The 22,666-nt window shown below is 59.4% G+C and carries 16 protein-coding genes; 5 read left to right on the forward strand and 11 right to left on the reverse strand.

Features of this window, described 5'->3' with window-relative positions:
• Positions 1-167: 167 nt before the first annotated feature.
• A complete protein-coding gene (locus tag ACYZT0_RS12240) occupies positions 168-335 on the forward strand; it encodes a hypothetical protein (protein WP_462046051.1) in 168 nt (55 codons plus the stop codon).
• Between the two features lie 114 nt (positions 336-449).
• Here the strand turns inward: ACYZT0_RS12240 and ACYZT0_RS12245 are convergent, their stop codons facing one another.
• Positions 450-950 carry an MgtC/SapB family protein gene (locus tag ACYZT0_RS12245; RefSeq protein ID WP_462046052.1) on the reverse strand — a complete coding sequence of 167 codons (501 nt, stop codon included), beginning with the start codon at positions 948-950 and terminating at the stop codon, positions 450-452.
• A gap of 137 nt (positions 951-1,087) precedes the next feature.
• On the opposite strand from ACYZT0_RS12245, the gene ACYZT0_RS12250 reads away from it, so the two are divergent.
• The 3 genes from ACYZT0_RS12250 to mapR all read left to right on the forward strand — a co-directional run bounded on the left by ACYZT0_RS12250 (position 1,088) and on the right by mapR (position 4,487).
• Complete coding sequence (locus ACYZT0_RS12250) at positions 1,088-1,321, forward strand: DUF3203 family protein (RefSeq protein WP_462046053.1); 234 nt, start codon at positions 1,088-1,090, stop codon at positions 1,319-1,321.
• 195 nt (positions 1,322-1,516) lie between these two features.
• Positions 1,517-2,947, forward strand: coding sequence for a cytochrome c oxidase accessory protein CcoG (gene ccoG / locus ACYZT0_RS12255; RefSeq protein ID WP_462046054.1), 1,431 nt, complete (start codon positions 1,517-1,519; stop codon positions 2,945-2,947).
• A gap of 130 nt (positions 2,948-3,077) precedes the next feature.
• On the forward strand, positions 3,078-4,487 hold the full coding sequence (gene mapR / locus ACYZT0_RS12260) for a GntR family transcriptional regulator MpaR (RefSeq protein WP_462046055.1): 1,410 nt from the start codon (positions 3,078-3,080) through the stop codon (positions 4,485-4,487).
• A gap of 137 nt (positions 4,488-4,624) precedes the next feature.
• Here mapR and ACYZT0_RS12265 read toward each other — a convergent pair whose 3' ends face one another.
• The 7 genes from ACYZT0_RS12265 to tpx form a co-directional block, all read right to left on the reverse strand.
• Positions 4,625-5,371: an SDR family oxidoreductase gene (locus ACYZT0_RS12265; protein ID WP_462046056.1), complete on the reverse strand. Its 747-nt coding sequence runs from the start codon at positions 5,369-5,371 to the stop codon at positions 4,625-4,627.
• A 92-nt stretch (positions 5,372-5,463) separates the two neighbouring features.
• The gene (locus ACYZT0_RS12270) at positions 5,464-7,545 is read right to left on the reverse strand and encodes a putative bifunctional diguanylate cyclase/phosphodiesterase (RefSeq protein ID WP_462046057.1); all 2,082 of its coding nucleotides are present in this window, start codon (positions 7,543-7,545) and stop codon (positions 5,464-5,466) included.
• Positions 7,546-7,721: 176 nt separating this feature from the next.
• Complete coding sequence (locus ACYZT0_RS12275) at positions 7,722-9,203, reverse strand: efflux transporter outer membrane subunit (protein ID WP_462046058.1); 1,482 nt, start codon at positions 9,201-9,203, stop codon at positions 7,722-7,724.
• The gene (locus ACYZT0_RS12280) at positions 9,200-12,307 is read right to left on the reverse strand and encodes an efflux RND transporter permease subunit (RefSeq protein WP_462046059.1); all 3,108 of its coding nucleotides are present in this window, start codon (positions 12,305-12,307) and stop codon (positions 9,200-9,202) included. The genes ACYZT0_RS12275 and ACYZT0_RS12280 overlap by 4 nt, the downstream gene beginning before the upstream one ends.
• Positions 12,304-15,408, reverse strand: a complete 3,105-nt coding sequence (locus tag ACYZT0_RS12285) for an MdtB/MuxB family multidrug efflux RND transporter permease subunit (RefSeq protein ID WP_462046061.1) — start codon at positions 15,406-15,408, stop codon at positions 12,304-12,306. Before ACYZT0_RS12285 ends, ACYZT0_RS12280 begins: the two co-directional genes overlap by 4 nt.
• Positions 15,405-16,721: an MdtA/MuxA family multidrug efflux RND transporter periplasmic adaptor subunit gene (locus ACYZT0_RS12290; protein ID WP_462046062.1), complete on the reverse strand. Its 1,317-nt coding sequence runs from the start codon at positions 16,719-16,721 to the stop codon at positions 15,405-15,407. The genes ACYZT0_RS12285 and ACYZT0_RS12290 overlap by 4 nt, the downstream gene beginning before the upstream one ends.
• A gap of 178 nt (positions 16,722-16,899) precedes the next feature.
• Complete coding sequence (tpx, locus tag ACYZT0_RS12295; protein ID WP_462046063.1) at positions 16,900-17,400, reverse strand: thiol peroxidase; 501 nt, start codon at positions 17,398-17,400, stop codon at positions 16,900-16,902.
• A 266-nt stretch (positions 17,401-17,666) separates the two neighbouring features.
• On the opposite strand from tpx, the gene ACYZT0_RS12300 reads away from it, so the two are divergent.
• A complete protein-coding gene (locus ACYZT0_RS12300; protein WP_462046064.1) occupies positions 17,667-18,092 on the forward strand; it encodes a YciI family protein in 426 nt (141 codons plus the stop codon).
• Between the two features lie 66 nt (positions 18,093-18,158).
• Here ACYZT0_RS12300 and ACYZT0_RS12305 read toward each other — a convergent pair whose 3' ends face one another.
• The 3 genes from ACYZT0_RS12305 to ACYZT0_RS12315 all read right to left on the reverse strand — a co-directional run bounded on the left by ACYZT0_RS12305 (position 18,159) and on the right by ACYZT0_RS12315 (position 22,623).
• Positions 18,159-19,688, reverse strand: coding sequence for an S-type pyocin domain-containing protein (locus ACYZT0_RS12305; protein WP_462046065.1), 1,530 nt, complete (start codon positions 19,686-19,688; stop codon positions 18,159-18,161).
• Positions 19,689-19,789: 101 nt separating this feature from the next.
• Complete coding sequence (locus ACYZT0_RS12310; RefSeq protein WP_462046066.1) at positions 19,790-20,065, reverse strand: bacteriocin immunity protein; 276 nt, start codon at positions 20,063-20,065, stop codon at positions 19,790-19,792.
• Complete coding sequence (locus ACYZT0_RS12315; RefSeq protein WP_462046067.1) at positions 20,062-22,623, reverse strand: S-type pyocin domain-containing protein; 2,562 nt, start codon at positions 22,621-22,623, stop codon at positions 20,062-20,064. Before ACYZT0_RS12315 ends, ACYZT0_RS12310 begins: the two co-directional genes overlap by 4 nt.
• Positions 22,624-22,666 lie beyond the last annotated feature (43 nt).

The raw sequence follows: 22,666 nt of genomic DNA on the forward strand, positions 1-22,666 counted from the left end.
ATCCCGCAGGACCGTCCGCCCCGGAATGAACTCACTTAGGTTCCGAGCAACAGGCACCGGTAAAGTTCACGAGCATTTGCCTCTGCCTTCGGGGGAATCAATTCCTTTGCACGGTGGTCAACACACTTAAGCACGACTTACGCAATGTGCCACTGGAGGCTAAATCTATGAGCATTCCGATCCCTGCCGAGACGCCTGATCCAAACATCGACAGCCCGACCATTCCGCCGACCGAGCCAGAACCTGTGCCTGAGCAAGAACCGCCCGGCACCACCCCGCCACCTCGGGAAGAGCCACCGAACACCATGCCGCCGGTCATTGTCACACCCGAGTAATGATCGTTCCCTCGCTCCGCGTGGGAATGCAGCCCGGGACGCTCCGCGTCCCATCAAGAGCCGAACGCAGAGCGTCCGTTGATGCATTCCCACGCAGAGCGTGGGAACGATCATTTACGGGGCGTGATCCTTATCGAGCATGCGTACGATCCTTGGCATTACACTGAAGATCGTGAGCGCCAGGAACGTACTGAACACCGCCGTCGCCTCCCGCCCCAACCCGGCCGAAACGCCAATGGCCGCGGTCATCCACAACCCGGCAGCGGTGGTCAGGCCTTTGACATGCCCCTCATCGCCCTCGTTGTTTTTCAGAATAGTCCCTGCACCAAGAAAGCCGATCCCCGCGATCACACCCTGCACCACCCGGCTCATCGCATCGGCCTGAGAGCCGGACATTTGCGGCACCAGCACAAACAGCGCAGCGCCGAGGGCCACCAGCATGTGGGTGCGCACGCCAGCGGCCTTGCCTTTGTGTTCGCGCTCGAAGCCGAGAATCCCGCCCAGCACCGCCGCCATCACCAGTCGCACGGTAATTCGCGTCAGTTGTGAAGCGTCGCCGATGTCAGCGAACTCCACTTGCAGGGTCACCCAAACCTCATGCCACCAAGCGTTCATGGTGTTGTCCTTGTGATGACTGGATATAAAATTGCTCGATTCCGGATGGACCGCGTCGACCATTAATCGGTTGCATAGAACGATGATCCTCGTCTGTGCCCTAACACGTTAGAACCCGCAGAAAAAAGGACACCTCCATGACTGTGCGCATCGAAAACCAGACCTGCTTTTTCACCCTCGAAAACGGCGAAGAAATTCGTCTGTGCCCCGACGTCACCATCATCACCGACTCGGAAAAAGCCATGTCGGCAGTGGAGCTCAACGGCCAGCGCGTCTACATCACCGAAGCAGAAGCCGACGCATTGACCGTAGCAGGCGCAGTCGACGGTCGTAAGCATTTAAAGGCTACCGACAGTGATTCGGTGATTTGACTGACCCGGATCAACGACACTCGCAGACGCTTGATGTAGGCCTTTGCATCCTGCTGCATCGGGTGCATCAAGTTGTCGCAGGCAGCGGATCAACGCCCATCTGATCCGCTTTTTATCGCAATAGGTGAGTCTGTTATGCAAACAGATCGCCGCTCATAGTGCTCAGGCCTGATGGAGGCTGATGAGCGAAAGACCATGAGCGATAGAATCCCCGTCCGAATTGTTGAAAGTGCACCACTAGTACAAAGCTACGAGCCTTCGCGTCCAAAGATGAAGGCCAAGTCCAGCGACAACCTGATCCACACCCGCAGCTTCACCGGCCTGTTCCGTACCCTGCGCATGAGCGGCGCGGGGTTTCTGTTTCTGCTGTTCTTCGGCACGGTGTGGTTGAACTGGGGCGGCCGCCAAGCGGTGCTCTGGGACCTTGCCGAAAGCAAATTCCACATCTTCGGTGCGACCTTCTGGCCGCAGGATTTCATCCTGCTGTCGGCGTTGCTGATCATCGCTGCCTTCGGTCTGTTTGCGATCACCGTGTTCGCCGGGCGGGTCTGGTGCGGTTACACCTGCCCACAAAGCTCCTGGACCTGGATTTTCATGTGGTGCGAGAAGATCACCGAAGGTGAACGCAACCAGCGAATCAAGCTGCAAGCCACGCCTTGGGGCGTGAACAAACTGATCCGTCGCTCGGCCAAGCACACCTTGTGGCTGGCCATCAGCCTGTTGACCGGCCTGACCTTTGTCGGCTACTTCACCCCGATCCGACCGCTGGCCGAAGAACTGCTGACGTTGCAGATGGGTGGCGTCAGTCTGTTCTGGGTGCTGTTCTTTACCGGTGCGACTTACATCAACGCCGGTTGGCTGCGTGAAGCGGTGTGCATGCACATGTGCCCGTATGCGCGGTTCCAGAGCGTGATGTTCGACAAGGACACCCTGACCATCTCCTACGACGTCGCCCGTGGCGAAAACCGTGGCCCGCGCAAACGTGACGTGGCGCCGGCTGAAGTCGGCCTCGGTGATTGCATCGACTGCCAGTTGTGCGTGCAGGTCTGCCCGACCGGCATCGACATCCGTGACGGTTTGCAGATGGAATGCATCGGCTGCGCCGCGTGTATCGACGCCTGTGATTCGATCATGGACAAAATGGGCTACGCCCGTGGGCTGATCAGCTATACCTCGGAGCATGAGTTGCAAGGTGGCAAGACTCACCTGTTGCGGCCGCGATTGATCGGTTACACCGCGGTGCTGCTGGTGATGATCGGTGCGCTTGCCCTGGCGCTGGTTGAGCGGCCGATGGTCTCGCTGGACGTGAGCAAGGACCGTGGCCTGTTCCGCGAGAACAGTCTGGGGCAGATCGAAAACATCTACAGCCTGAAAGTCATCAACAAGACCCAGCAACGTCAGAACTATCGTCTGACCCTGGTCGATGGCGACGGCTTCCAATTGCAAGGCAAGACCGAACTGAGCCTGGCGCCCGCTGAGATTGTTGATGTGCCAGTGTCGGTGGCGATGACCACGGAACGGTCGAGCAGCCGTTCGCAGAGCATCAGTCTCAAGATTGTCGACAGCGATGAACCGGAGATTTATAGCGTGGCGAAGAGTCGGTTTGTTGCGCCGATGAATCGTTGATCCCTTAGACTGCGGTGCTGCCGTTCGCGAGCAAGCTTCGCTCCTACAGTCAACACCGGACCGTAGGAGCGAGGCTTGCCCGCGAAGAAGTCATCTCGATTTTTCTGTATTACACCTATCCAGGCACTCGATGAAACGCTACGAAAAATTCGCCGACGACATCGCTGAACTGATCCGCTGCGGTGTCCTCGGCCCCGGCCAGCGCGTGCCGTCGGTACGCTACGCGAGCCAGACCTACGGGGTCAGCCCGTCCACGGTATTCCAGGCCTATTACCTGCTCGAACGCCGAGGCCTGATCCGCGCACGCCCCCGTTCTGGCTACTTCGTCAACGCGCACGCGCCGAGCCCATTCTCGGAGCCGGTGATCAGCAGCCAGGTCAACGAGTCCACCGAAGTCGACGTCAGCGAACTGGTGTTCTCAGTCCTCGATTCGATCAAGGACCCAAACACCGTGCCCTTCGGCTCGGCCTTCCCCAGTCCGACCCTGTTTCCGCTGCAGCGCCTGTCCCGCTCCCTGGCCAGCGCCGCCCGAGAGATGGACCCGCGCATGGTCGTCACTGACATGTCGCCGGGCAACCCGCAGCTGCGTCGACAAATCGCCCTGCGCTACATGGTCGGCGGGCTGATGTTGCCCATGGAAGAACTGCTGATCACCAATGGCGCGCTGGAAGCGCTGAATCTGTGCCTGCAAGCGGTCACCGAGCCCGGCGATCTGGTGGCCATCGAAGCCCCGGCGTTCTATGCCTGCCTGCAAATACTGGAACGGCTGAAGCTCAAAGCCGTCGAAATCCCCGTGCATCCGCGCGATGGCATCGACCTTGGCGTACTCGCACAAACCCTCGAACGGCACCCGATCAAGGCCTGCTGGTGCATGACCAGCTTCCAGAACCCGATGGGCGCGACGATGCCCGAGGCGAAGAAACAAGAACTGGTTGATCTATTGCGCAGCCATCAAGTGCCGCTGATCGAAGACGACGTCTACGCCGAACTCTATTACGGCCAACAGGCGCCGAAACCGGCGAAGGCTTTTGATACCGAAGGGCTGGTGATGCACTGCGGTTCGTTCGCCAAAAGCCTGGCCCCCGGCTATCGCATCGGCTGGGTCGCTGCGGGGCGCTATGCGCAAAAGATCGAACGCCTGAAACTCATGACGTCTCTGTGCGCGTCGATGCCGGCCCAGGCAGCCATCGCCGATTACCTGCAACACGGTGGCTACGACCGGCACCTGCGAAAACTGCGGTACGCCCTGGAAGAGCAGCAAAGCGCCATGCTCGCCGCCATCGCGCGCTACTTCCCGGCGCAGACTCGCGTCAGTCAACCCGCCGGCGGTTACTTCCTGTGGCTGGAATTGCCGCCGCAGATGGATTCGCTGAAGTTGTTTCAGATGGCGTTGGCGCAAGGGATCAGCATTGCGCCGGGGCCAATTTTTTCACCGACCCAGCGGTTCAGGAATTGTATTCGGCTGAATTACGGCAGCCCTTGGGATGAGACTGCCGAGAAAGCGATGGAGACGTTGGGACGGATTGTGCGGTCGTTCTGAGGGTTTGATGTTGTCTGGGCTATTGCCATCGTCGGAACGCCGCCCGGAGCAAGCTCGCTCCCACAGGGGAATGCGATCAACTGTGGGAGCGAGCTTGCTCGCGATGAGGCCAGATCGAACAGTGCACATCTAAAGGGTCAACGCCCGCCGCCGAGGTCGACGAACGTCCCGGTCGCATAGGACGCCTTGTCCGACAGCAACCACACAATCGCCTCAGCCACTTCATCCGGCCGCCCGCCCCGGGCCATCGGAATCGCCGATTCCAACTTGCTGACCCGATCGGGATCACCGCTCAACGCATGAAAATCGGTATAGATGTAACCAGGACGCACCGCGTTGACGCGAATACCTTCGCCGGCCACTTCCTTGGACAGGCCGATGGTGAACGTATCCAGCGCACCTTTCGACGCCGCGTAGTCAACATACTCGCTGGGGGCGCCCAAGCGTGAGGCCACCGAGGACACGTTAACGATACTGCCGCCCTGCCCGCCATGTTTGGGCGACATGCGCAGGATCGCGTGCTTGGCGCAGAGGATCGGCGCCAGTACGTTGGTTCTGAGGATTTTGAGGATACGGAATTCGGACATTTCATCGACCCGGGACTTGTGCCCGACGGTGCCGGCGTTATTCACCAATGCCGTGACCCGGCCCAGTTCAATGTCCACACGGTGGAACAGCGCGATCACTTCGTCTTCGATGCTGACGTCAGCGCGCACCGCGATGGCTTGGGCGCCGAGGGCGCGGACTTGCTCCAACACCTTTTGCGCAGCCGATTCGTCGGCCAGGTAATTGATACAGATCCGATAGCCTTGTTCGGCGGCCAACAGCGCTGTGGCGGCGCCGATACCGCGGCTGCCGCCGGTGATGACGATGACTTTGTCCATACGAGCTTCCCCCTTTCCAAGCGTTAGCAGTCGGGGGCAAGAATAACCGTCATCGCAGGCTTTTGCATGGGCTCACATCAATCAGCTTGTTCTCAACACACCGCCAATTGCTCTGCGCGGTGAATATCCACCATGAAGCGTTCGGCCGGCAGCGGGTGCCCAAGCAGGTATCCCTGCAACGAGTCGCAACCGAGTTGCGTCAGGAAGTCTTGCTGCGAGTTGGTCTCCACCCCTTCGGCGACGATCCGCAACCCCAGCGCCTGCCCGAGGGCGACGATGGCGGAAACGATGGCGGCGTCATCGCTGTCGCGTTCCAGATCGCGGACAAACCCCCGGTCGATTTTCAGTTCATTGGCTGGCAAGCGCTTGAGGTACATCAAACTCGAATAGCCGGTGCCAAAGTCATCGATCGACAGGTCGACACCCATTGTCGAAAGCTCCTGAAGCACGGTCATGCTCGCATCGGCATCGCTCATGGCGGTGGTTTCAGTGATCTCAAGGGTCAAGCTGTTGGCCGGCAAATGGTGAGTGGCCAAGGCTTTTGCGACACTCTGGACCAGGCCCACGTGGCAGAACTGCAAGGCGGAAAGATTCACGGCGATGCGCCAGTCGGTGTACCCGAGCACATACCATTCGCGCATCTGACGGCAGGCTTCGTTGAGCACCCACTCGCCAATCGGAATGATCAGCCCGGTCTTTTCCGCCAGTTCAATGAACTTGTCCGGCAGCAGCATGCCTTGGGTCGGGTGCACCCAGCGCAGCAACGCCTCGGCGCCGACCGGCCGGCCATTGCCGGCATCGAACTTGGGCTGGTAATAGAGACTGAACTGCTGCTGATCGAGGGCGATACGCAAGTCCTGCAACAATTGCAGCTGTTTGCGCGCGTTGCTGTTCATCGAGGCATCGAAGAAGCTATAGCCGTTTTTCCCGGCGCCCTTGGCGTGATACATCGCCGCGTCGGCGTTCATCAGCAACTCTTCGGTGGTTTCACCGTTACCCGGAAAAATCGCGATGCCAACGCTGGCGGAAATCTGCAAGTCATGTTCGGCGACCCGGAACGCGCGCGCGATCAGCCCGACCTGACGGGCCGCCAGGTTCAATGCGTCATTCTGCTCGCCGAGTTGCACCAGCAATACGAACTCATCGCCGCCGATCCGCGCCAGGGTGTCCTGGCTGCGCAAATCCTCGCGCAGGCGCAGGCCGACTTCACGCAACAACAGATCGCCCATATGGTGACCGAAGGCATCGTTGACCGGTTTGAAACCGTCCAGATCGATGAACATCAGCGCGAAACAACCGCCCTGCTCGCGCACCATCGACATCGCCTGATCGATGCGGTCAGCCAGCAACACGCGATTCGGCAGGCCGGTCAGGGTGTCATGCAGGGCCAGCTGGGTCAGTTCACGGTTGGCCTCGGTCAATGAGTGGGCGAGTCCTGCGGTGCGGGCCTCAAGGCGCGCATCGAGGATCGAGGTCAGTAAGGCTAGGCTCAACACCGCCAAGGTGGTGATCAGCACCAGATTGTCCAGGCCCATGCCGTTCAAGCCGTTGACGGCCGCCCCACAGAAGCTGCCGTCCGGGAAACGTGCCGCCGCCATGCCGGTGTAGTGCATGCCGACAATCGCGAGGCCCATGATCACCGCCGCACCGCCACGGATCAGGCCGACATAAGGTGTGTGCTGGCGCAGGCGGAAAGCGATCCATAACGCGGCGCCCGAGGCAACTACGGCGATCAGCAGCGAGGCGCCGAATAGCGTCGGATCGTAATCGATACCCGGCTGCATGCGCATGGCGGCCATACCGGTGTAGTGCATGGCGCTGATCCCGACGCCCATGACCAGCGCGCCGAACGCCAATTGCCAGGCCGGTAATTGTGGCTGGCTGACCAGCCACAGGGCAAAGCCGCAGGACAGGATGCCAATCAGCAGTGACAGCACCGTGATACCGACGTCGTAACCGAGGTCGATGGGTAGTTTGAACGCGAGCATGCCGATGAAATGCATCGACCACACACCAACCCCCATGGCAAAGGCGCCGCCCGCCGTCCATAGATGCACGGCTCGGCCCTTGGCTGTGGCGATGCGTTCAGTCAGGTCGAGCGCGGTATAGGAGGCGAGAATCGCCACAAAAAGCGAGATGACAACCAGCGTGGGGGAAAAGCTACCGATAAGCATGAGACTACTCGCGACAGCCCCTCCGTACTGCTTCCATTCTCGGGGGGCAAATCGGGAGATTGTACTGATTCTGCAAACGAACGCACTGACAAAATTAGCAAAGGGCCATCAATCACTGCCGCCCCCTCGATGATCGTTCCCACGCTCTGAGTGGGTACGATCAGTTGAGCTGGCGCCTATTCTTTTTCGCTCACCTGCAACGCCCCATCCCAGCCACCCCCCAACGCCGCAATCAACTGAACGCTCGCTATCAGCCGGCTCTGCAACAGGCTCAGTACGCTGCGTTCATTGCTCAACGCCGTGGCCTGAACCACCACCACATCCAGATAAGCAATCAAACCGGCCTTGTACTGGTTCTGGGTCAGACGCAGGGATTCACGTGCCGCGTCCAGTGCTTCCTGACGCACGCCCGCTTCGTTTTCCAGAACCTTGAGCTGGACCAGGTAGTTTTCCACTTCACGGAAGCCGTCGAGCACGGTCTGGCGGTACTTGGCTACCGTTTCGTCGTAGGCCGCTTCGCTGCGGTCAACTTCCGCGGAGCGCTGGCCGCCATCGAACAAGGTCATGGCCAATTGTGGCCCGACCGACCAGAATCGGTTCGGCACGGTGATCCAGTTGGCATAGGTGCTGCTGCTATAACCGCCGTTCAGGCTCAGGGTCAAATCCGGGTAATACGCAGCCTTGGTCACGCCGATGTTGGCGTTGGCCGCCATCACCGAACGTTCGGCGGAAGCGATGTCCGGGCGGCGTTCGAGCAACTGCGAAGGCAGGCTCAGTGGGACCTCGGGCAAGTCTGGGATGTTCTTGGCTTCGGCCAGACTGAACTCGGCCGGCGGCAAACCGATCAGCACGGCAATGGCGTTCTCGAACTGGGCGCGCTGCCAGATCAGATCGACCAGATCAGCCTCGGTGCTCTTGAGCTGAGTCTGTGCCTGCGCCACCGCGTCCTTGCCGGAGACACCGGCGCGGTACTGGTTTTCGGTCATTTTCAACGATCGCTGATAGGCCTCGACCGTCGCTTCCAACAGGCGTTTCTGCTCGTCGATCACCCGCAGTTGCAGATAGTTCTGCACCAGTTCCGACTGCTGACTCAAGCGCATCGCCGCCAAATCGGCAAAACTGGCCTCGGCGTTGGCGGTGTCGGCCTCAAGTCCACGGCGCAATTTGCCCCAGATATCCGCTTCCCAACTGACCCCGGCTTGAGCGGTGTAGGTGTCACGAATACCGCTGGAAGAGCTGGTCAGGCTTGAACTGCTGCTGCCGGTGCCCTGACTGGATCGGTTTTTCCCGACGGTCAGATCCACAGTCGGGAAAAACGCACCACGGGCACTGCGCACCAAAGCCTGGGCCTGACGGTACTGGGCTTCGGACTGGGCGACCGTCTGATTGGCGCTGTTGAGTTTTTCGATCAGGCCATTGAGCTGCTGATCGCCATACAATTCCCACCAGGCACCACGTGCCAGAGAATCGCTGGGACTGGCCTGACGCCAGCCTGCCGCTTCCTTGTATTGCACTGGCGAGGCGGCTTGCGGGCGCTGATAGTCCGGGCCGATGGCGCAGGCGCTGAGCATCGCTACGCACAGCGCCAGGCTCAACAAACGCGAGCCTCGGGCCGTAACCAGCGGTGCAGCCAGATTGATAAGCGAACGGTCAGTCATAGCGGAGTTTCCAGAGCAGCATCGGTACGCACCCCACGCCAATGGTTGAAGCGATGGCGCAGTTTGTCGAGATAGAGGTAAACCACCGGGGTGGTGTAAAGGGTCAGCACCTGGCTAAAGATCAGCCCGCCGATGATGGTCAGGCCCAGCGGCTGACGCATTTCCGCACCTTCGGCGCGGCTCAACAGCAACGGTAACGCGCCGAGGATCGCCGCCAGGGTGGTCATCAGAATCGGCCGCAGACGTTGCAAACAGGCACTGCGAATCGACTCCAGCGGCGCCAGGCCTTGATGCCGTTCCAGCTGCAAGGCCAGGTCGATCATCAGAATGGCGTTTTTCTTCACCACGCCGATCAGCAGGAACAGCCCGAGCAACGAAATCAGGCTGAACTCACCGCCCAGCGCATAGATCGACAGCAACGCGCCGACCCCCGCCGACGGCAAGGTCGAGAGAATAGTCAGCGGATGGATGTAGCTTTCATACAGCACACCGAGCACCAGATACACCGCCACCAGCGCCCCGAGAATCATCCACGGCTGGCTCTTCTGGGTCGCGGCGAAGGCGTCGGCGGTGCCGGCCATTTTCACGATCACGTCTTCCGGCATGCCAAGACGGGCAATGGCCCGCTCGATGGCCGCCGTGCCCTGCTCCACCGTCACGCCTTCGGCCATGTCGAAGGAAATGCTCTCGGAGGCGAACTGGCCTTCGTGGCTGACGCGGTCGTCTTCCAGGCTTTTTTCGTAATGAGCGATGGTCGACAGCGGAATCCGCGCGCCGTCAGCGGTGATCACCTGCACCTGTTTGAGGGTGATCGGGTCCTGGGCATATTTCGGATTGACCTCCATGACCACTTGATACTGGTTAAGGCTGTCGTAAATCGTCGAAATCTGCCGCTGGCTGTAAGCGTTGTTCAGCACCGCAGTGACCATGTCCATGTCGACACCCAGGCGTTTGGCCTGATCCCGATCGACGATCAAGGTCACCTGTTGGGCGCCGCGCCCTTCACGGGCGTCAATCGCGGTCAATTCCGGCAAAGCCTTGAGTGCGGTCACGACTTTCGGGTACCACTCGCGCAACTCGCCAAGATCGGCGCTTTGCAGGATGTAGGAATACTGCGACGTGGTTTGTTCACGACCGCCACCAAACTGCAGGTCCTGATCGGCCATCAGCATCAACTGCGCACCGGCAACCTTGGGCATTTCCTTGCGCAGGCGTTCGATGACCTTTTGCGCGGAAATGTTGCGTTCCTTGATCGGTTTCAGCCGCACCAGCATGAAGGCGTTGTTGGTGCCGTTGGTACCGCCAATGAAGCCGGCGACGCTTTGCACCGCGTCATCCTTGAGCACGGCACGGCGGAAGGTTTCCATTTTTGGCTGCATCACGCTGAACGACAACCCGTCATCGCCACGCACGAAACCGATCAGCTGGCCGGTGTCCTGCTGCGGCATAAAAGCTTTAGGAACAACGATATACAGCGCAATGTTCACGCCAACTGTCACTATCAGGCTGAGCAAGGTTAACCGGCGGTGTCGCAGCACCCAGTCAAGACTTGTTGCGTATTTGCCGACCATCCACTCGTTAGCCCGCTGACTCCAGCGCTGCAATCGGTTTTCCTCACCCGGCGTATGCGGCTTGAGCCAACGGGCGCAGAGCATTGGCGTCAGCGTCAGCGAGACCACCAGCGACACCACGATGGACGCCGCCAACGTGATGGAAAACTCGCGAAACAGGCTTTCGACAATCCCGCCCATGAACAGGATCGACAGGAACACCGCCACCAGTGAGACGTTCATCGACAGCAAGGTAAAGCCGACTTCCTGCGCCCCGAGGTACGCGGCCTTCATCGGCGGCACGCCTTTGTCGATGTGCCGGGAAATGTTCTCCAGCACCACGATGGCATCGTCCACCACCAGCCCAGTGGCCAGAATCAGCGCCATCAACGACAGATTGTTCAGGGAGAATCCGTAGAGGTACATCACCGCAAAGGTGCCGACCAGAGACACGGGCACCGCGAGGGTCGGAATCAAGGAGGCGCGGAAGTTACCGAGGAACAGGAACACCACCAGAATCACCAGCGCCACGGCAATCAGCAGGGTCATTTCCGCTTCGTGCAAGGTCGCCTTGATCACCGGCGAACGGTCCATCGCCAGGTTCAGCTTCACGCTGGCCGGCAACACGGCCTGCAACGCCGGCAACTGAGCCTTGATTTCGTTGACCGTCTCGATGATGTTGGCGCCGGCCTGGCGGTTGATCACTAGCAGTACTGCCGCGTCGTTGTTGAAGAAACCGCTGTTGTAGCGGTCCTCAACGCCGTCGCTAACCTTGGCCACGTCCTTCAGGCGCAGGGCCGCGCCGTCCGCGTAGTGAATGATCAGCGACTCGTAATCCTTGGCTTTTTCCAGTTGATCGTTGGCCTGAACCTGCCACATCCGCTGGCTGTCTTCGACCGAGCCCTTGGGCCGGCGCACGTTGGCGTTGGCGATGGTGTTGCGCACATCGTCCAGCGCCACGCCGTACTGGTTGAGCGCCTGCGGTTCGAGCTCGATGCGCACTGCCGGCAAGGAACTGCCGCCGATTTGCACTTCGCCGACACCCTGCACTTGAGACACGCTCTGGGACAGAATTGTCGAGGCCAAATCGTAAAGCTGGCCTTTTTCCAGCACGTCGGAGGTCAGCGACAGCACCATGATTGGCGCCTGGGACGGGTTGACCTTCTTGTAGGTCGGCATGCTGCGCATCCCGCTCGGCAGCAGGTTGCGCGAGGCGTTGATCGCCGCTTGCACTTCCCGGGCCGCGCCGTTGATGTCGCGGTCCAGGTCAAACTGCAAAATCACCCGGGTCGAGCCCTGGCTGGAGCGGCTGCTCATGGTGTTGACCCCGGCGATGGCGCCGAAGGAGCGCTCCAGCGGCGTGGCCACGGTCGAGGCCATGACCTCCGGGCTGGCGCCGGCCAGACTCGCCTGAACCACGATCACCGGGAAGTCCATCTGCGGCAACGGCGCCACCGGCAACAGGCCGAAGCTCACACCGCCCAGCAGCATGATCGCCAGGCTCAGCAACAGGGTCGCGACCGGGCGCTTGATGAAAGGTCCGGACAGGTTCATGGCTGTTCTACCGCTTCCACGGATTCAGACTTGCGCCCCCAGCGCCGGCCGAGGCGGTCGAAGTACAGATAAATGACCGGAGTGGTAAACAGCGTCAGCACCTGACTCACCAACAAGCCACCCACCATCACCAGACCCAACGGTTGACGCAGTTCTGCACCGGAACCGGTCGCCAGCATCAGCGGCACAGCGCCGAACAACGCGGCCAGTGTGGTCATCAGAATCGGCCGGAAACGCAGCAGCGCCGCTTGATAGATCGCCGTTTCCGGGTCCATGCCCTGATTGCGTTCAGCGTCGAGGGCGAAGTCGATCATCATGATCGCGTTCTTTTTCACGATACCGATCAACAAAATGATGCCGATGATCGCGATCATTCCCAGGTCATTACCGCTCAACAGCAGCGCCAACAAGGCGCCGACCGCCGCCGAGGGCAAAGTCGAGAGAATGGTGATCGGGTGGATGTAGCTCTCGTAGAGCACGCCGAGCACGATGTACATGGTCACCACTGCCGCCAGAATCAGCAGCAAGGTGCTCGACAGCGACGCCTGGAAAGCCTCGGCCGCGCCCTGAAACTGGGTCTGCACGCCAATCGGCATGCCGATGTCTTTCTGCACCTGGTCGATGATCTCCACCGCATGCCCCAGCGCCACGCCGGGCGCGAGGTTGAAGGACATCATCACCGCCGGGAACTGACCGATGTGAGTGATCGCCAGTTGGGCCTGACGCTCCTCCATGTGCGCCAGACTGGACAGGCGCACTTGCCCGCCGTCGGTGGTTTTCACGTGAATCTGGTTCAGCGCATCCGGGCCGATCCTCTCGCCGGACTGCGATTGCAGCACCACGCGGTATTGGCTGGCCTGGGTGTAGATGGTGGAGATCTGCCGCTGACCGAAGGCGTCGTACAGCGCATCGGTGATGTTCGACACCGACACACCGACCCGCGACGCCGCATCGCGGTCAATCACCAGATAGACCTGCAAGCCCTTGTCCTGCAAATCGCTGGCAACGTCGGTCAGCTCCGGCCGTTGGGCCAGTGCATCCAGCAGACGACCGCTCCACAGACTTAGCAACTCCGAGTCCGGCGACGACATACTGAACTGGTATTGAGTACGGCTGACGCGGTCTTCGATGGTCAGGTCCTGCACCGGTTGCATGAACAGGCGAATGCCGGTGAGCTTGTCCAGTTCCGGTTGCAGACGTGCGATCACCTCGGTTGCACTCAAGTCACGGTTGCTGTGGGATTTGAGGTTGATCAGCAGGCGACCGCTATTGAGCGTCGAGTTGTCACCGTCCACACCGATGTAGGACGACAGGCTTTCCACGGCCGGATCCGCCAGGATCACTTTCGCCAATCCCTGCTGACGCTCGCTCATGGCGGCGAAGGAAATCGACTGCGGCGCCTCGGAAATGCCCTGGATCACCCCGGTGTCCTGAACCGGGAAGAATCCCTTGGGCACCACCATGTAAAGGAATACGGTCAAAGCCAGCGTACCGATGGCCACCATCAGGGTCAGCGGTTGATGCTTGAGAACCCACTTTAACTTGCGCCCGTAAGCCGCGATCATCCAATCAATTGTGGCGCCGCTGGCTCGGTAGAAACGGCCCTGCTCTTCTTCCTTGGGTTCACGCTTGAGCAGTCGCGCGCACATCATTGGCGTCAGGGTCAGGGAGACGACAAGGGAAATCAGGATCGCCACCGCCAGGGTGATGGCAAATTCGCGGAACAGCCGCCCCACCACGTCGGCCATGAACAGCAGTGGAATCAACACGGCGATTAGCGACAGGGTCAGGGAAATAAGGGTGAAACCGATCTGCTTGGCGCCCTTGAGCGCCGCATTCAGGGGGCTGTCACCCTCTTCGATAAATCGGGAAATGTTCTCCAGCATGACGATCGCATCGTCCACCACGAAACCGGTGGCGATGGTCAGAGCCATCAAAGTCAGGTTATTGACCGAGAAACCCGCGAGGTACATCACGCCGAAGGTGCCGATCAGCGACAGCGGTACCGCGACCGACGGAATGATCGTGGCGCTGGCTCGACGCAGGAACAGGAAAGTCACCATCACGACCAGCGCAATGGCGATCAACAATTCGTGTTGCACATCGGTGACCGAGGCGCGGATGGTCTGGGTGCGGTCGGTCAGCACGGTGACTTCGAGACCGGCCGGCAGGTTGTCGGTGATGCTCGGCAGCAGGGCTTTGATCCGGTCGACCACTTCGATGACGTTGGCACCGGGCTGACGCTGGATGTTCAGCAACACCGCCTGGTTTTCATTGGCCCACGCCGCCAGACGTTCGTTTTCCGCGCCATCGACAATCTCCGCCACATCCTTGAGCCGCAACGGCGCGCCGTTGGCGTAGGCGAGAATCAGGTTGGCGTAGTCCTTGGGCGAAGTCAGTTGGTCGTTGGCGTCGAGCATCGAGACCCGGGTCGGGCCGTCGAAGTTGCCCTTGGGCTGGTTGACGTTGGATGCACCGATCAGGGTTCGCACGTCGGAGAGGTTCAAGCCATTGGCCGCGAGGGCTTCAGGGTTAACCTTGATCCGCACCGCCTGGCGCTGGCCGCCGGCGATGCTGACCATGCCGACACCGCTGATCTGGGCGATTTTCTGCGCCATCCGCGTGTCGACCAAATCATTGAGCTTGGGCAGCAACAGGGTCTTGGAGGTGATGGCCAGGGTCAGCACCGGGGTGTCCGCCGGGTTGACCTTGTTGTACACCGGTGGCGCCGGCAAGTCCTTGGGCAGCAAATTGGTCGCGGCATTGATCGCGGCCTGTACCTGCTGCTCGGCGACGTCCATGTTGATGTCGAGGCTGAAACGCAGGGTCAGCACCGAAGCACCGCCGGAACTGGTCGACGCCATCTGCGTCAGACCGGGCATCTGCCCGAATTGACGCTCAAGGGGCGCGGTCACGGCGCTGGTCATGACATCCGGGCTGGCGCCGGGATACAGGGTCATGACGCGGAGGGTCGGGTAATCGACCTGAGGCAATGCCGACACCGGCAGCAGCCGATAGGCAATCACGCCGGCCAGGATAATGGCCAGCATGCTCAGGGTAGTGGCTACCGGGCGAAGGATGAACAGCCGCGAGATGTTCATGCGCCGCCCTTTTTCACCTTGTCGGTGGTCGCCGGCTCAGTCGCGTTGGCCGCCGACTTGCCTTGCAGATGGCCGGTCGGGGTCGTCGGCACGTCCTCGGTGTCGTTGACCACTTCCACTTCGCTGCCTTCCTTCAAGCGGTCGGTGCCTTCAAGGACAACGCGATCCCCAGGGGCAAGGCCTTCGGTAATCACGGTGTTTTCACCGTCACTGGCGCCGACTTTCAACTGACGAATCGTGACTTTCTTGTCGCCGTCCAGGGCGTAGACAAACGTGCCGTTGGTGCCGAACTGAATCGCTGCCGAAGGTGCGAGCACCACGTCTTTGAGGGTGTCGGCCAGCAGATGGACGTTGACGAACTGATTCGGGAACAGCGCCTGATCACGGTTCTCATAACGAGCCTTGAATTTCAGGGTGCCGGTGGTGACATCGATCTGGTTGTCCAGGCTCAGCAAGACGCCAGTGGCCTGCAACTTGGTGTCGCCACGATCCCAGGCTTCGGCGGGCAGTTTGGCGCCAGTACGATAACGGGCCAGCACGGTTTCCAGGCTGTTTTCCGGCAAGGTGAAGGCAACGCTGATCGGTTGGGTCTGGGTGATGATCACCAGCGCCGTGGTGTCGTTGGCCGCCACCAGGTTGCCGACATCCAGCTGACGCAAGCCCACGCGCCCGGCAATCGGGGCGCGGATCTTGGTGAATTCCAGATTGAGCTTGGCGTCGTTGACCGCCGCCTGATTGGTTTTGACGGTGCCCTGATACTGGCCCACCAGCGCTTCGGCGGTGTCCAGTGTCTGCTTGGCAATACTGTCTTCGCGATACAAACCGCGATAGCGCTCCACATCGACCTGGGCATTTTTCAGTTGTGCCTGGTTCTGCAACAACGTGCCTTCGGCCTGAAGCAAGGCGTTCTGGTAAGGACGCGGGTCGATTTCAGCCAGCAGATCGCCAGCCTTGACCATCTGCCCTTCCTCGAAGGAGATCTTCATCAGCTCACCACCGACGCGGCTGCGCACATTAATGGTGTTCAGCGCCGTCACGGTGCCCAGCGCCTTGTAGTACAGCGGGAAGTCGCCCTTGACCGCTGGCGCGACACGCACTGGAACGGGCCCGGTCGCTCCACCGAAACCCGGACGCATTCCTCCCGACCTGCCGGTTTGTCCGGCAACGGCTTTTTGCCCTGCGCCCTCTTTTTGGGCAGTGCCGGTGGGCCAGAATTTCCAGCACAGGCCAGCGATGACCAACAGGACAAGCAGGCCAAACAGCCAGCGACGGGGACTACGGGAAACGGAGGATTGCATGGAGTGATCAACCATTGGGCGCGTGGGCTTCTTCTACAGGAGGCTGAACAATAAGCACTGGCGGGTATTAAGCAAAGCGGCTTTACCGGCAATTTACCTTCGGCTTACGTAACAGGATGTTTGGCCAAGATACTGAATCGCAAATGAAAACGGCCTGGACAAGGCCAGGCCGTTAACAATTGTAAAAGTAGGCTTATTTCAGAACAGCGAGTGCTGCGTCGTAGTTCGGCTCTTCAGCGATTTCACCGACCAGTTCGCTGTGCAGAACGTTGTCGTTTTCGTCCAGCACCACGACGGCACGGGCAGTCAGGCCTTTCAGCGGGCCGTCAGCGATGGCAACACCGTAGTTCTCGATGAACTCGGCACCGCGCAGGGTCGACAGGTTCTGTACGTTTTCCAGGCCTTCGGCGCCGCAGAAGCGCGCTTGAGCGAACGGCAGGTCAGCGGAGATGCACAGCACGACAGTGTTGGCGACATCACTGGCCTGGGCGTTGAACTTGCGAACCGAAGTCGCGCAGGTCGGGGTATCGACGCTTGGGAAGATGTTCAGCACTTTGCGCTTGCCGGCGAAGCTCGCCAGGGTCACGTCGGACAGATTGCCGGCAACCAGGGAAAAGGCTGGCGCCTTGGAACCGGCTTGTGGCAGTTGACCGTTGACTTGAACCGGGGAGCCTTTAAGAGTGACTTGAGCCATGAACGGAGTCCTTCTGAACGTTGTTGTAGAGAATTTTGAAGAGGCCGAAGTTAACCACGAATTGGTCCCACGACCTATGCCCAGATACAAATTGTTAAGTCTTGCCGCACACATTGGATACAACCCGTCTCAACAACCGTATAGCGAGCTTACTTGTCGAGAAACAAATCTGCTTTTTCGGCGATTTTCTGTAAGAAACGTTGTCGATTCAGATGACAGCCATTCGACTAGGAAGTGAGTCACTCAAATCCAGCGGAGTTAAGACCATGCGATTCATGATCATTGTGAAAGCCAGCCAGGATTCCGAGGCCGGTGTGTTGCCCAGCGAGGAACTGATGACCGCGATGGGCAACTACAACGAGGAGCTGGTCAAAGCCGGCATCCTCATCGAGGGCGATGGCCTGCAACCCAGCAGCAAAGGCGCCCGCGTGCGTTTCTCGGGTGAGCAGCGCACGGTGATCGACGGCCCATTCGCCGAAACCAAGGAGCTGATCGCCGGCTACTGGCTATGGCAGGTGGAGTCGAAACAGGAAGCGATCAACTGGGTCAAACGATGCCCCAACCCGATGCCAGGCACCGACGCCGAGATCGAAATTCGCCAGGTATACGAGGCAGAAGATTTCGGGCCCGAGTTCACACCGGAACTGCGGGAGCAGGAAGAACGCCTGCGCGCGCAGGTGAAGAAACGCTGAGCGGGCAGCAGAATGCGGTGCCGCGACTGTAATATTCGGCGCAGTCGGTTTTGCCCGACGTCGGAGCTAAGGTTTTGCTTCAGCAATTGCCGTATCAGGGTATTCGCGCCGATCTCTGAGCATGACGTACAACGGGTCCAGTCCTGTCTCGACGGGGAAGACAACGATGTAGTCATCGAACCGGGCGTCTTCTTCTCCCGGCGAAGTTTCGAGTATCGGCACCGGTAAGGATCGAACAAAACCCAAACGACGCGATGGGGCCGGGGCCACGAGTGGGTTAGCTTCTAGAGTGACCGGGGCAGACCAGTAAACAGTGATCGGTGCGGCGTCATCAGCCGTAAAACTGAAAGTATTCAGTCGCTCATCATGTTGTGCTGCTCTAACCCGAACCCCGGATGCCGGATGACTGCCTTTGGACGGTGTGATGTGAACCTGTGACAGCGTTTTGATTTCGCGTAATCCCTGGAACATCATTCCAGGTTCGGCAGGCACTACGGCGGTGGTCATCCTGAAAGGGACGTCGATCTCAGCCCTGCTCGCTGCCAGACATTGCCAATCCTGACCTTCAATCGGCAGCAGCTCGGCCAGGGGAACACTGAGACCGTATACCTGCGTATCGGCGCGACTGGAAAACTCAAAGCGCAACACCGCAGCGCGCTGGACCTCATCGGGCGGTTCGCCTGACGTGTCCTGCCAAGTGAATTGCGCAACGGCCGAGCGGATGGCTTTTTGCAAAGTTGTCCGTTGCGACACTAACAATGCCGATGGCCCACCCTCCAGCAATACATCGGGACGTTTATCGGCAAAAGCCAATGATGCGGCCATCGCGCAGGCAGCTTGATTTGGACCGGTCCCTGCCAGATTACGTGAACGAATCAACTGTTCCTGCGCCGCTATCAACAACGCTTCAGCCTCGTCATGTAGAACGCGATGGCGCTGAGTAATGCCGGCCAATCGCGCAATGTACCCGTCGTGTGTTGAGTTGATCTGTTGCACGATGCTCTGCCAAAGTGCTTGCTCCGACCGGGCATAGGTCAGGTCGCGCTGAGCAGAGCGTTTGGCGAACTCCACGCGCATTTTGCAGAATTCGAACTTACTGATTGCCATGAGTGTTTCATGCTGATCACGTTCCAGAGCCCGGATATGCGTGTCCTGCTCAGGGATATCCAGGCGAAGGCTCTGTTGAGTTCGCAAGCGCTTGATACCTTGCTCGAAAAAGCTGAAGGCCGTTTCGACAGCCCGCTCCGATACGGCCACATCAGCGGCGATTTCTTGTACTTCTGCCAGACTCCGGGCGACATCGCTTAGCTGTACCGGTGGAGCCGATACGGAAACATTCTCGTCCTTAAACGCCGCCATACCCCGTTTGCGATGCCAATTCTTGACGAAAAAGACAATCGATCCAGCACCATTCGTATTGACTTGGTCGTCAGGGTAAAAAAACAGGTCCGCACCTTTGGGGTGGCCGACGATCCGGTCGAAATGGTTGATCAACCGATCATGGTCCCGTTTCGGCAGATCGACGGCCCAGATTCTATTTACCAACGCCTGGAATTCCGGCTCTGTGTAATCCTTGAGAGTTGCTTTAAGTTCCATCTTTGGTTCTTCCTTGTGTCTGTGACACTTAACAGCTGCCGGACGAAGGCATCTGCTCATTCCATCATGAGCAGATGGTTTCTACGCTCTTAGTGATTGCATTATTCCGACTTAAAGCCGGGTTTGTTATTGAGTGCGCGCCATTCTTTGACTTCCTTCAGGATGCCTTCGGGGCTGTCTTCCTGGCCTTCCCTGGGGTAGAAGATGACATCTGAGCGATCTGGGTGCTCGGTGATAGTCTCAAAATGTTTGACGCGTTCAATCATGTACTTATCAAACTCATCTGCTGTTAATTCCTCCCCCCCATCAAAAAGCTCTCTAAGGAAGTCCAGAAATTCAGACTCTGTGTAGTCTTCAAGACGTGAAGTATTTTTCACAGTTGCTTACCTCCTTTATGCACAAGAATATGTTGTCTCGGTGTCATCACGACAATATTTTCCATGTCGTACACTGCACCTCCCTGCGCAATCTCTATTCGATGATGGAGTTCGAACTTAACTCGACCTCCGTACTGATCTTTTGCGATGGGGAAAGGCGCACTGCCCTTGCGCATAAACCTTAAGTTTGTGGCATTGAATTGAGCGCTTAAACTTTTGTCAGCCGCAACTGCCTTCCAAAACGCCTCCCTGAAACTATGAAAGTTAGCAAACTCCTTCCCTATTAACTGGTCCGCGATCTGCGAAGGAATAGGCGCCCCCTCCCCTCGCGCGGCTGCGCCCAGCCAAATCCCTGAAACCGACTGTCCAAACCCGGTTGCCACGCCTGGATCATCTCGCCGATCCAGAAACAGAACATCCGACGAAGGCAATTCCATATCCCCCGGATACCCAGGAATACTGGCACCGATCTGCCCTTCGTCAACTGCCGGAAACGCCTCGTTTTGCGGTAGAACCGGGATGGCTGGTGCGCCGGGATAAACCGCTGGAATCGGCGGTGTGATCGGAGAGGTCGTTGGCCCGAGATGTTCGATGCCTGGTGGAACTAAAGGAGTCCAGGTACCGCCACCCACCGGACGAATCGGCCAGGGTAGAACCGCCGGAGTGATCCCCAGCCGACCTTGAGTGCTTTGCGGTGTGGTGATGCTTATTTTGTCGAGATTGAAGGGGTTCGCGCCGAGTTCTGCCCGCTCCTGATATCGCAGTTCGAATTCACGCCTTTCACCAACCCAGGTGCTTTTCGGGGCGTAGGGGGCAAAGCCTTGTTCGATGCGTTTTTTGTTCACCTCATCGAATTCGGCGACAAGCGCAGGGTGTTCGCCGACCGTACGCCACAGCGCTTCATCGAAGGCGCTGAACGACGGGATTTCCCGACCACGAAATTGGTCGCCGATCTGCACAGGAATGGCCGCGCCCTGGGCCTGGCTTGCGGTTTTCCACCAATCATACGCAGCAGGTTGACCGGTCCCGGTGACGATGCCTGAGCCAAGGGGCGGCAGATTGAAAGACAGGTACATAGGTGGGAGGCCCGGCACGCAAACGATGCAATCCTGAATGCGCAAGTCGACACCCGCCGGGATGTCCTGGATCTGCGGTGTCATCACCGCCAGGCCGGCCTGACCGGAAGTGGTCACCTGAGGTGTGGACTCGGGTGTGAACTGCAAGAGTCGTGGAGGTGAACCCGGGACCTCGGCGCTGTAGACCCCGGTCAGCGGGTCAAGTACGGCATTGATGACCGGTACACGAGCGCCCACCTCGCCACCGGTGCTGGTGACGATAATCGCGGCACCTTCCGGTACGGCTTCGGGTTTGAGCCGGTACGCCACTTCCACCGAACCGCCCACGTCGGCAATTGATTGCAGCGCCTGACGGTCAGAAAGTCCCAACGCCTGCGCCGGAACGCCGACCGACTGGAGCAATCGCTGACGTTGCTCGGGGGTCAGCTCGCCATTGCCAAGGGTGGGTGAATACACCATTGCAGTGACGAACATGGGTACGGTTCTAGCCGCTATTCGTGCGGAATCCTTGAGGAGTCCGGCGGCCGACTCGACAACCTTCTCAAGTGCCGCTGCGATTTCTTGCGCAACGAGCACTCCCTCTCGGGTCAACATCATCCCGCCAGCGGCCACCGAAGTAGTGGGTACCGTCAGCGTATTGGCCTGCCTGACCCGTTCAACCCGCGCGTCTTCATCGACTTGCAGCTTGAACCGAACTCTTGCTTCGCGCTGCTCGGCGAACTGCCGGTTACGCTCCCAGACGGCCTCCCGCTCACGCCAGACAATGGTCTGCTCGGCGTGGTGCCTGGCCAGTGCATTGGATCTATCGCTGAGTGCGCTTATCTGTGCCGATAGCAGTCGAGCTTCATGGGCCGCGTTGTAGGCGTTTTCCCAAATATGGTGGCCGTCATTGAGCGCCTCACCGAATTGCCCCAGTCGGATGTGGTAGTCGTTCACCGAGCGGGTGAGTGGATCGTGCCCATCGAACGATCGGGCAACCGTGTTCTTTACGTTCAGTTCTGCGGTTTTGCGGGCGACCAGCCCGTCGACTTCGTTTTTGTCTGTAGTGATGGTGTAAAGCTGATATCGCTCGCTTGAGTCACTATTGGGCGGCCGTCGTGCCGCCACGACTTCCTGTTCGAGGGCGGGCGCGAGTTGTGCGGCCCGGGCTGCAAAACGTTGGTCTACCTCAACTCTTACGGCGGCATGTCGCTGCGCCAGCCCCGCGAGTCGTTGATGCAGGGCCTGCACACGGGCCTGTTCCTGCACGTGTGCAGCGGCGGCTTGCGCCTGAGCCGCTGCTTGCGCGCTCGCTTGTTCCCTTGCCTTACGATCAGCTTCTATGGCGCGCTTTCGGGCTTTTCGCTTTCCTTTGCTGGTTTTACCAAAGCCGCCTGAAACCCCACCGCCGCCACCGAAACCTCCACCACCACCCGAAGAGGGCGGTCCGGACCTGATGACAACGCTCCCTGAATATCCATCGTTAAATGTGTGTTTTGCCATACAGTCACTCCTTGTCTGTAGGGCACAGCATGTCGATGGGGCG

This window comes from Pseudomonas sp. ZS1P83 (assembly GCF_054897825.1).

What these genes read in the sequence shown, in the direction of transcription:
- ACYZT0_RS12305 (WP_462046065.1), bottom strand. Translation starts at nt 19,688, where the DNA reads ATGGAACTTAAAGCAACTCTCAAGGATTACACAGAGCCGGAATTCCAG.
- ACYZT0_RS12315 (WP_462046067.1), bottom strand. Translation starts at nt 22,623, where the DNA reads ATGGCAAAACACACATTTAACGATGGATATTCAGGGAGCGTTGTCATC.
- ccoG (WP_462046054.1), top strand. Translation starts at nt 1,517, where the DNA reads ATGAGCGATAGAATCCCCGTCCGAATTGTTGAAAGTGCACCACTAGTA.
- ACYZT0_RS12270 (WP_462046057.1), bottom strand. Translation starts at nt 7,545, where the DNA reads ATGCTTATCGGTAGCTTTTCCCCCACGCTGGTTGTCATCTCGCTTTTT.
- ACYZT0_RS12265 (WP_462046056.1), bottom strand. Translation starts at nt 5,371, where the DNA reads ATGGACAAAGTCATCGTCATCACCGGCGGCAGCCGCGGTATCGGCGCC.
- ACYZT0_RS12300 (WP_462046064.1), top strand. Translation starts at nt 17,667, where the DNA reads ATGCGATTCATGATCATTGTGAAAGCCAGCCAGGATTCCGAGGCCGGT.
- ACYZT0_RS12240 (WP_462046051.1), top strand. Translation starts at nt 168, where the DNA reads ATGAGCATTCCGATCCCTGCCGAGACGCCTGATCCAAACATCGACAGC.
- mapR (WP_462046055.1), top strand. Translation starts at nt 3,078, where the DNA reads ATGAAACGCTACGAAAAATTCGCCGACGACATCGCTGAACTGATCCGC.
- ACYZT0_RS12290 (WP_462046062.1), bottom strand. Translation starts at nt 16,721, where the DNA reads ATGGTTGATCACTCCATGCAATCCTCCGTTTCCCGTAGTCCCCGTCGC.
- ACYZT0_RS12280 (WP_462046059.1), bottom strand. Translation starts at nt 12,307, where the DNA reads ATGAACCTGTCCGGACCTTTCATCAAGCGCCCGGTCGCGACCCTGTTG.
- ACYZT0_RS12275 (WP_462046058.1), bottom strand. Translation starts at nt 9,203, where the DNA reads ATGACTGACCGTTCGCTTATCAATCTGGCTGCACCGCTGGTTACGGCC.
- ACYZT0_RS12250 (WP_462046053.1), top strand. Translation starts at nt 1,088, where the DNA reads ATGACTGTGCGCATCGAAAACCAGACCTGCTTTTTCACCCTCGAAAAC.
- ACYZT0_RS12285 (WP_462046061.1), bottom strand. Translation starts at nt 15,408, where the DNA reads ATGAACATCTCGCGGCTGTTCATCCTTCGCCCGGTAGCCACTACCCTG.
- tpx (WP_462046063.1), bottom strand. Translation starts at nt 17,400, where the DNA reads ATGGCTCAAGTCACTCTTAAAGGCTCCCCGGTTCAAGTCAACGGTCAA.
- ACYZT0_RS12245 (WP_462046052.1), bottom strand. Translation starts at nt 950, where the DNA reads ATGAACGCTTGGTGGCATGAGGTTTGGGTGACCCTGCAAGTGGAGTTC.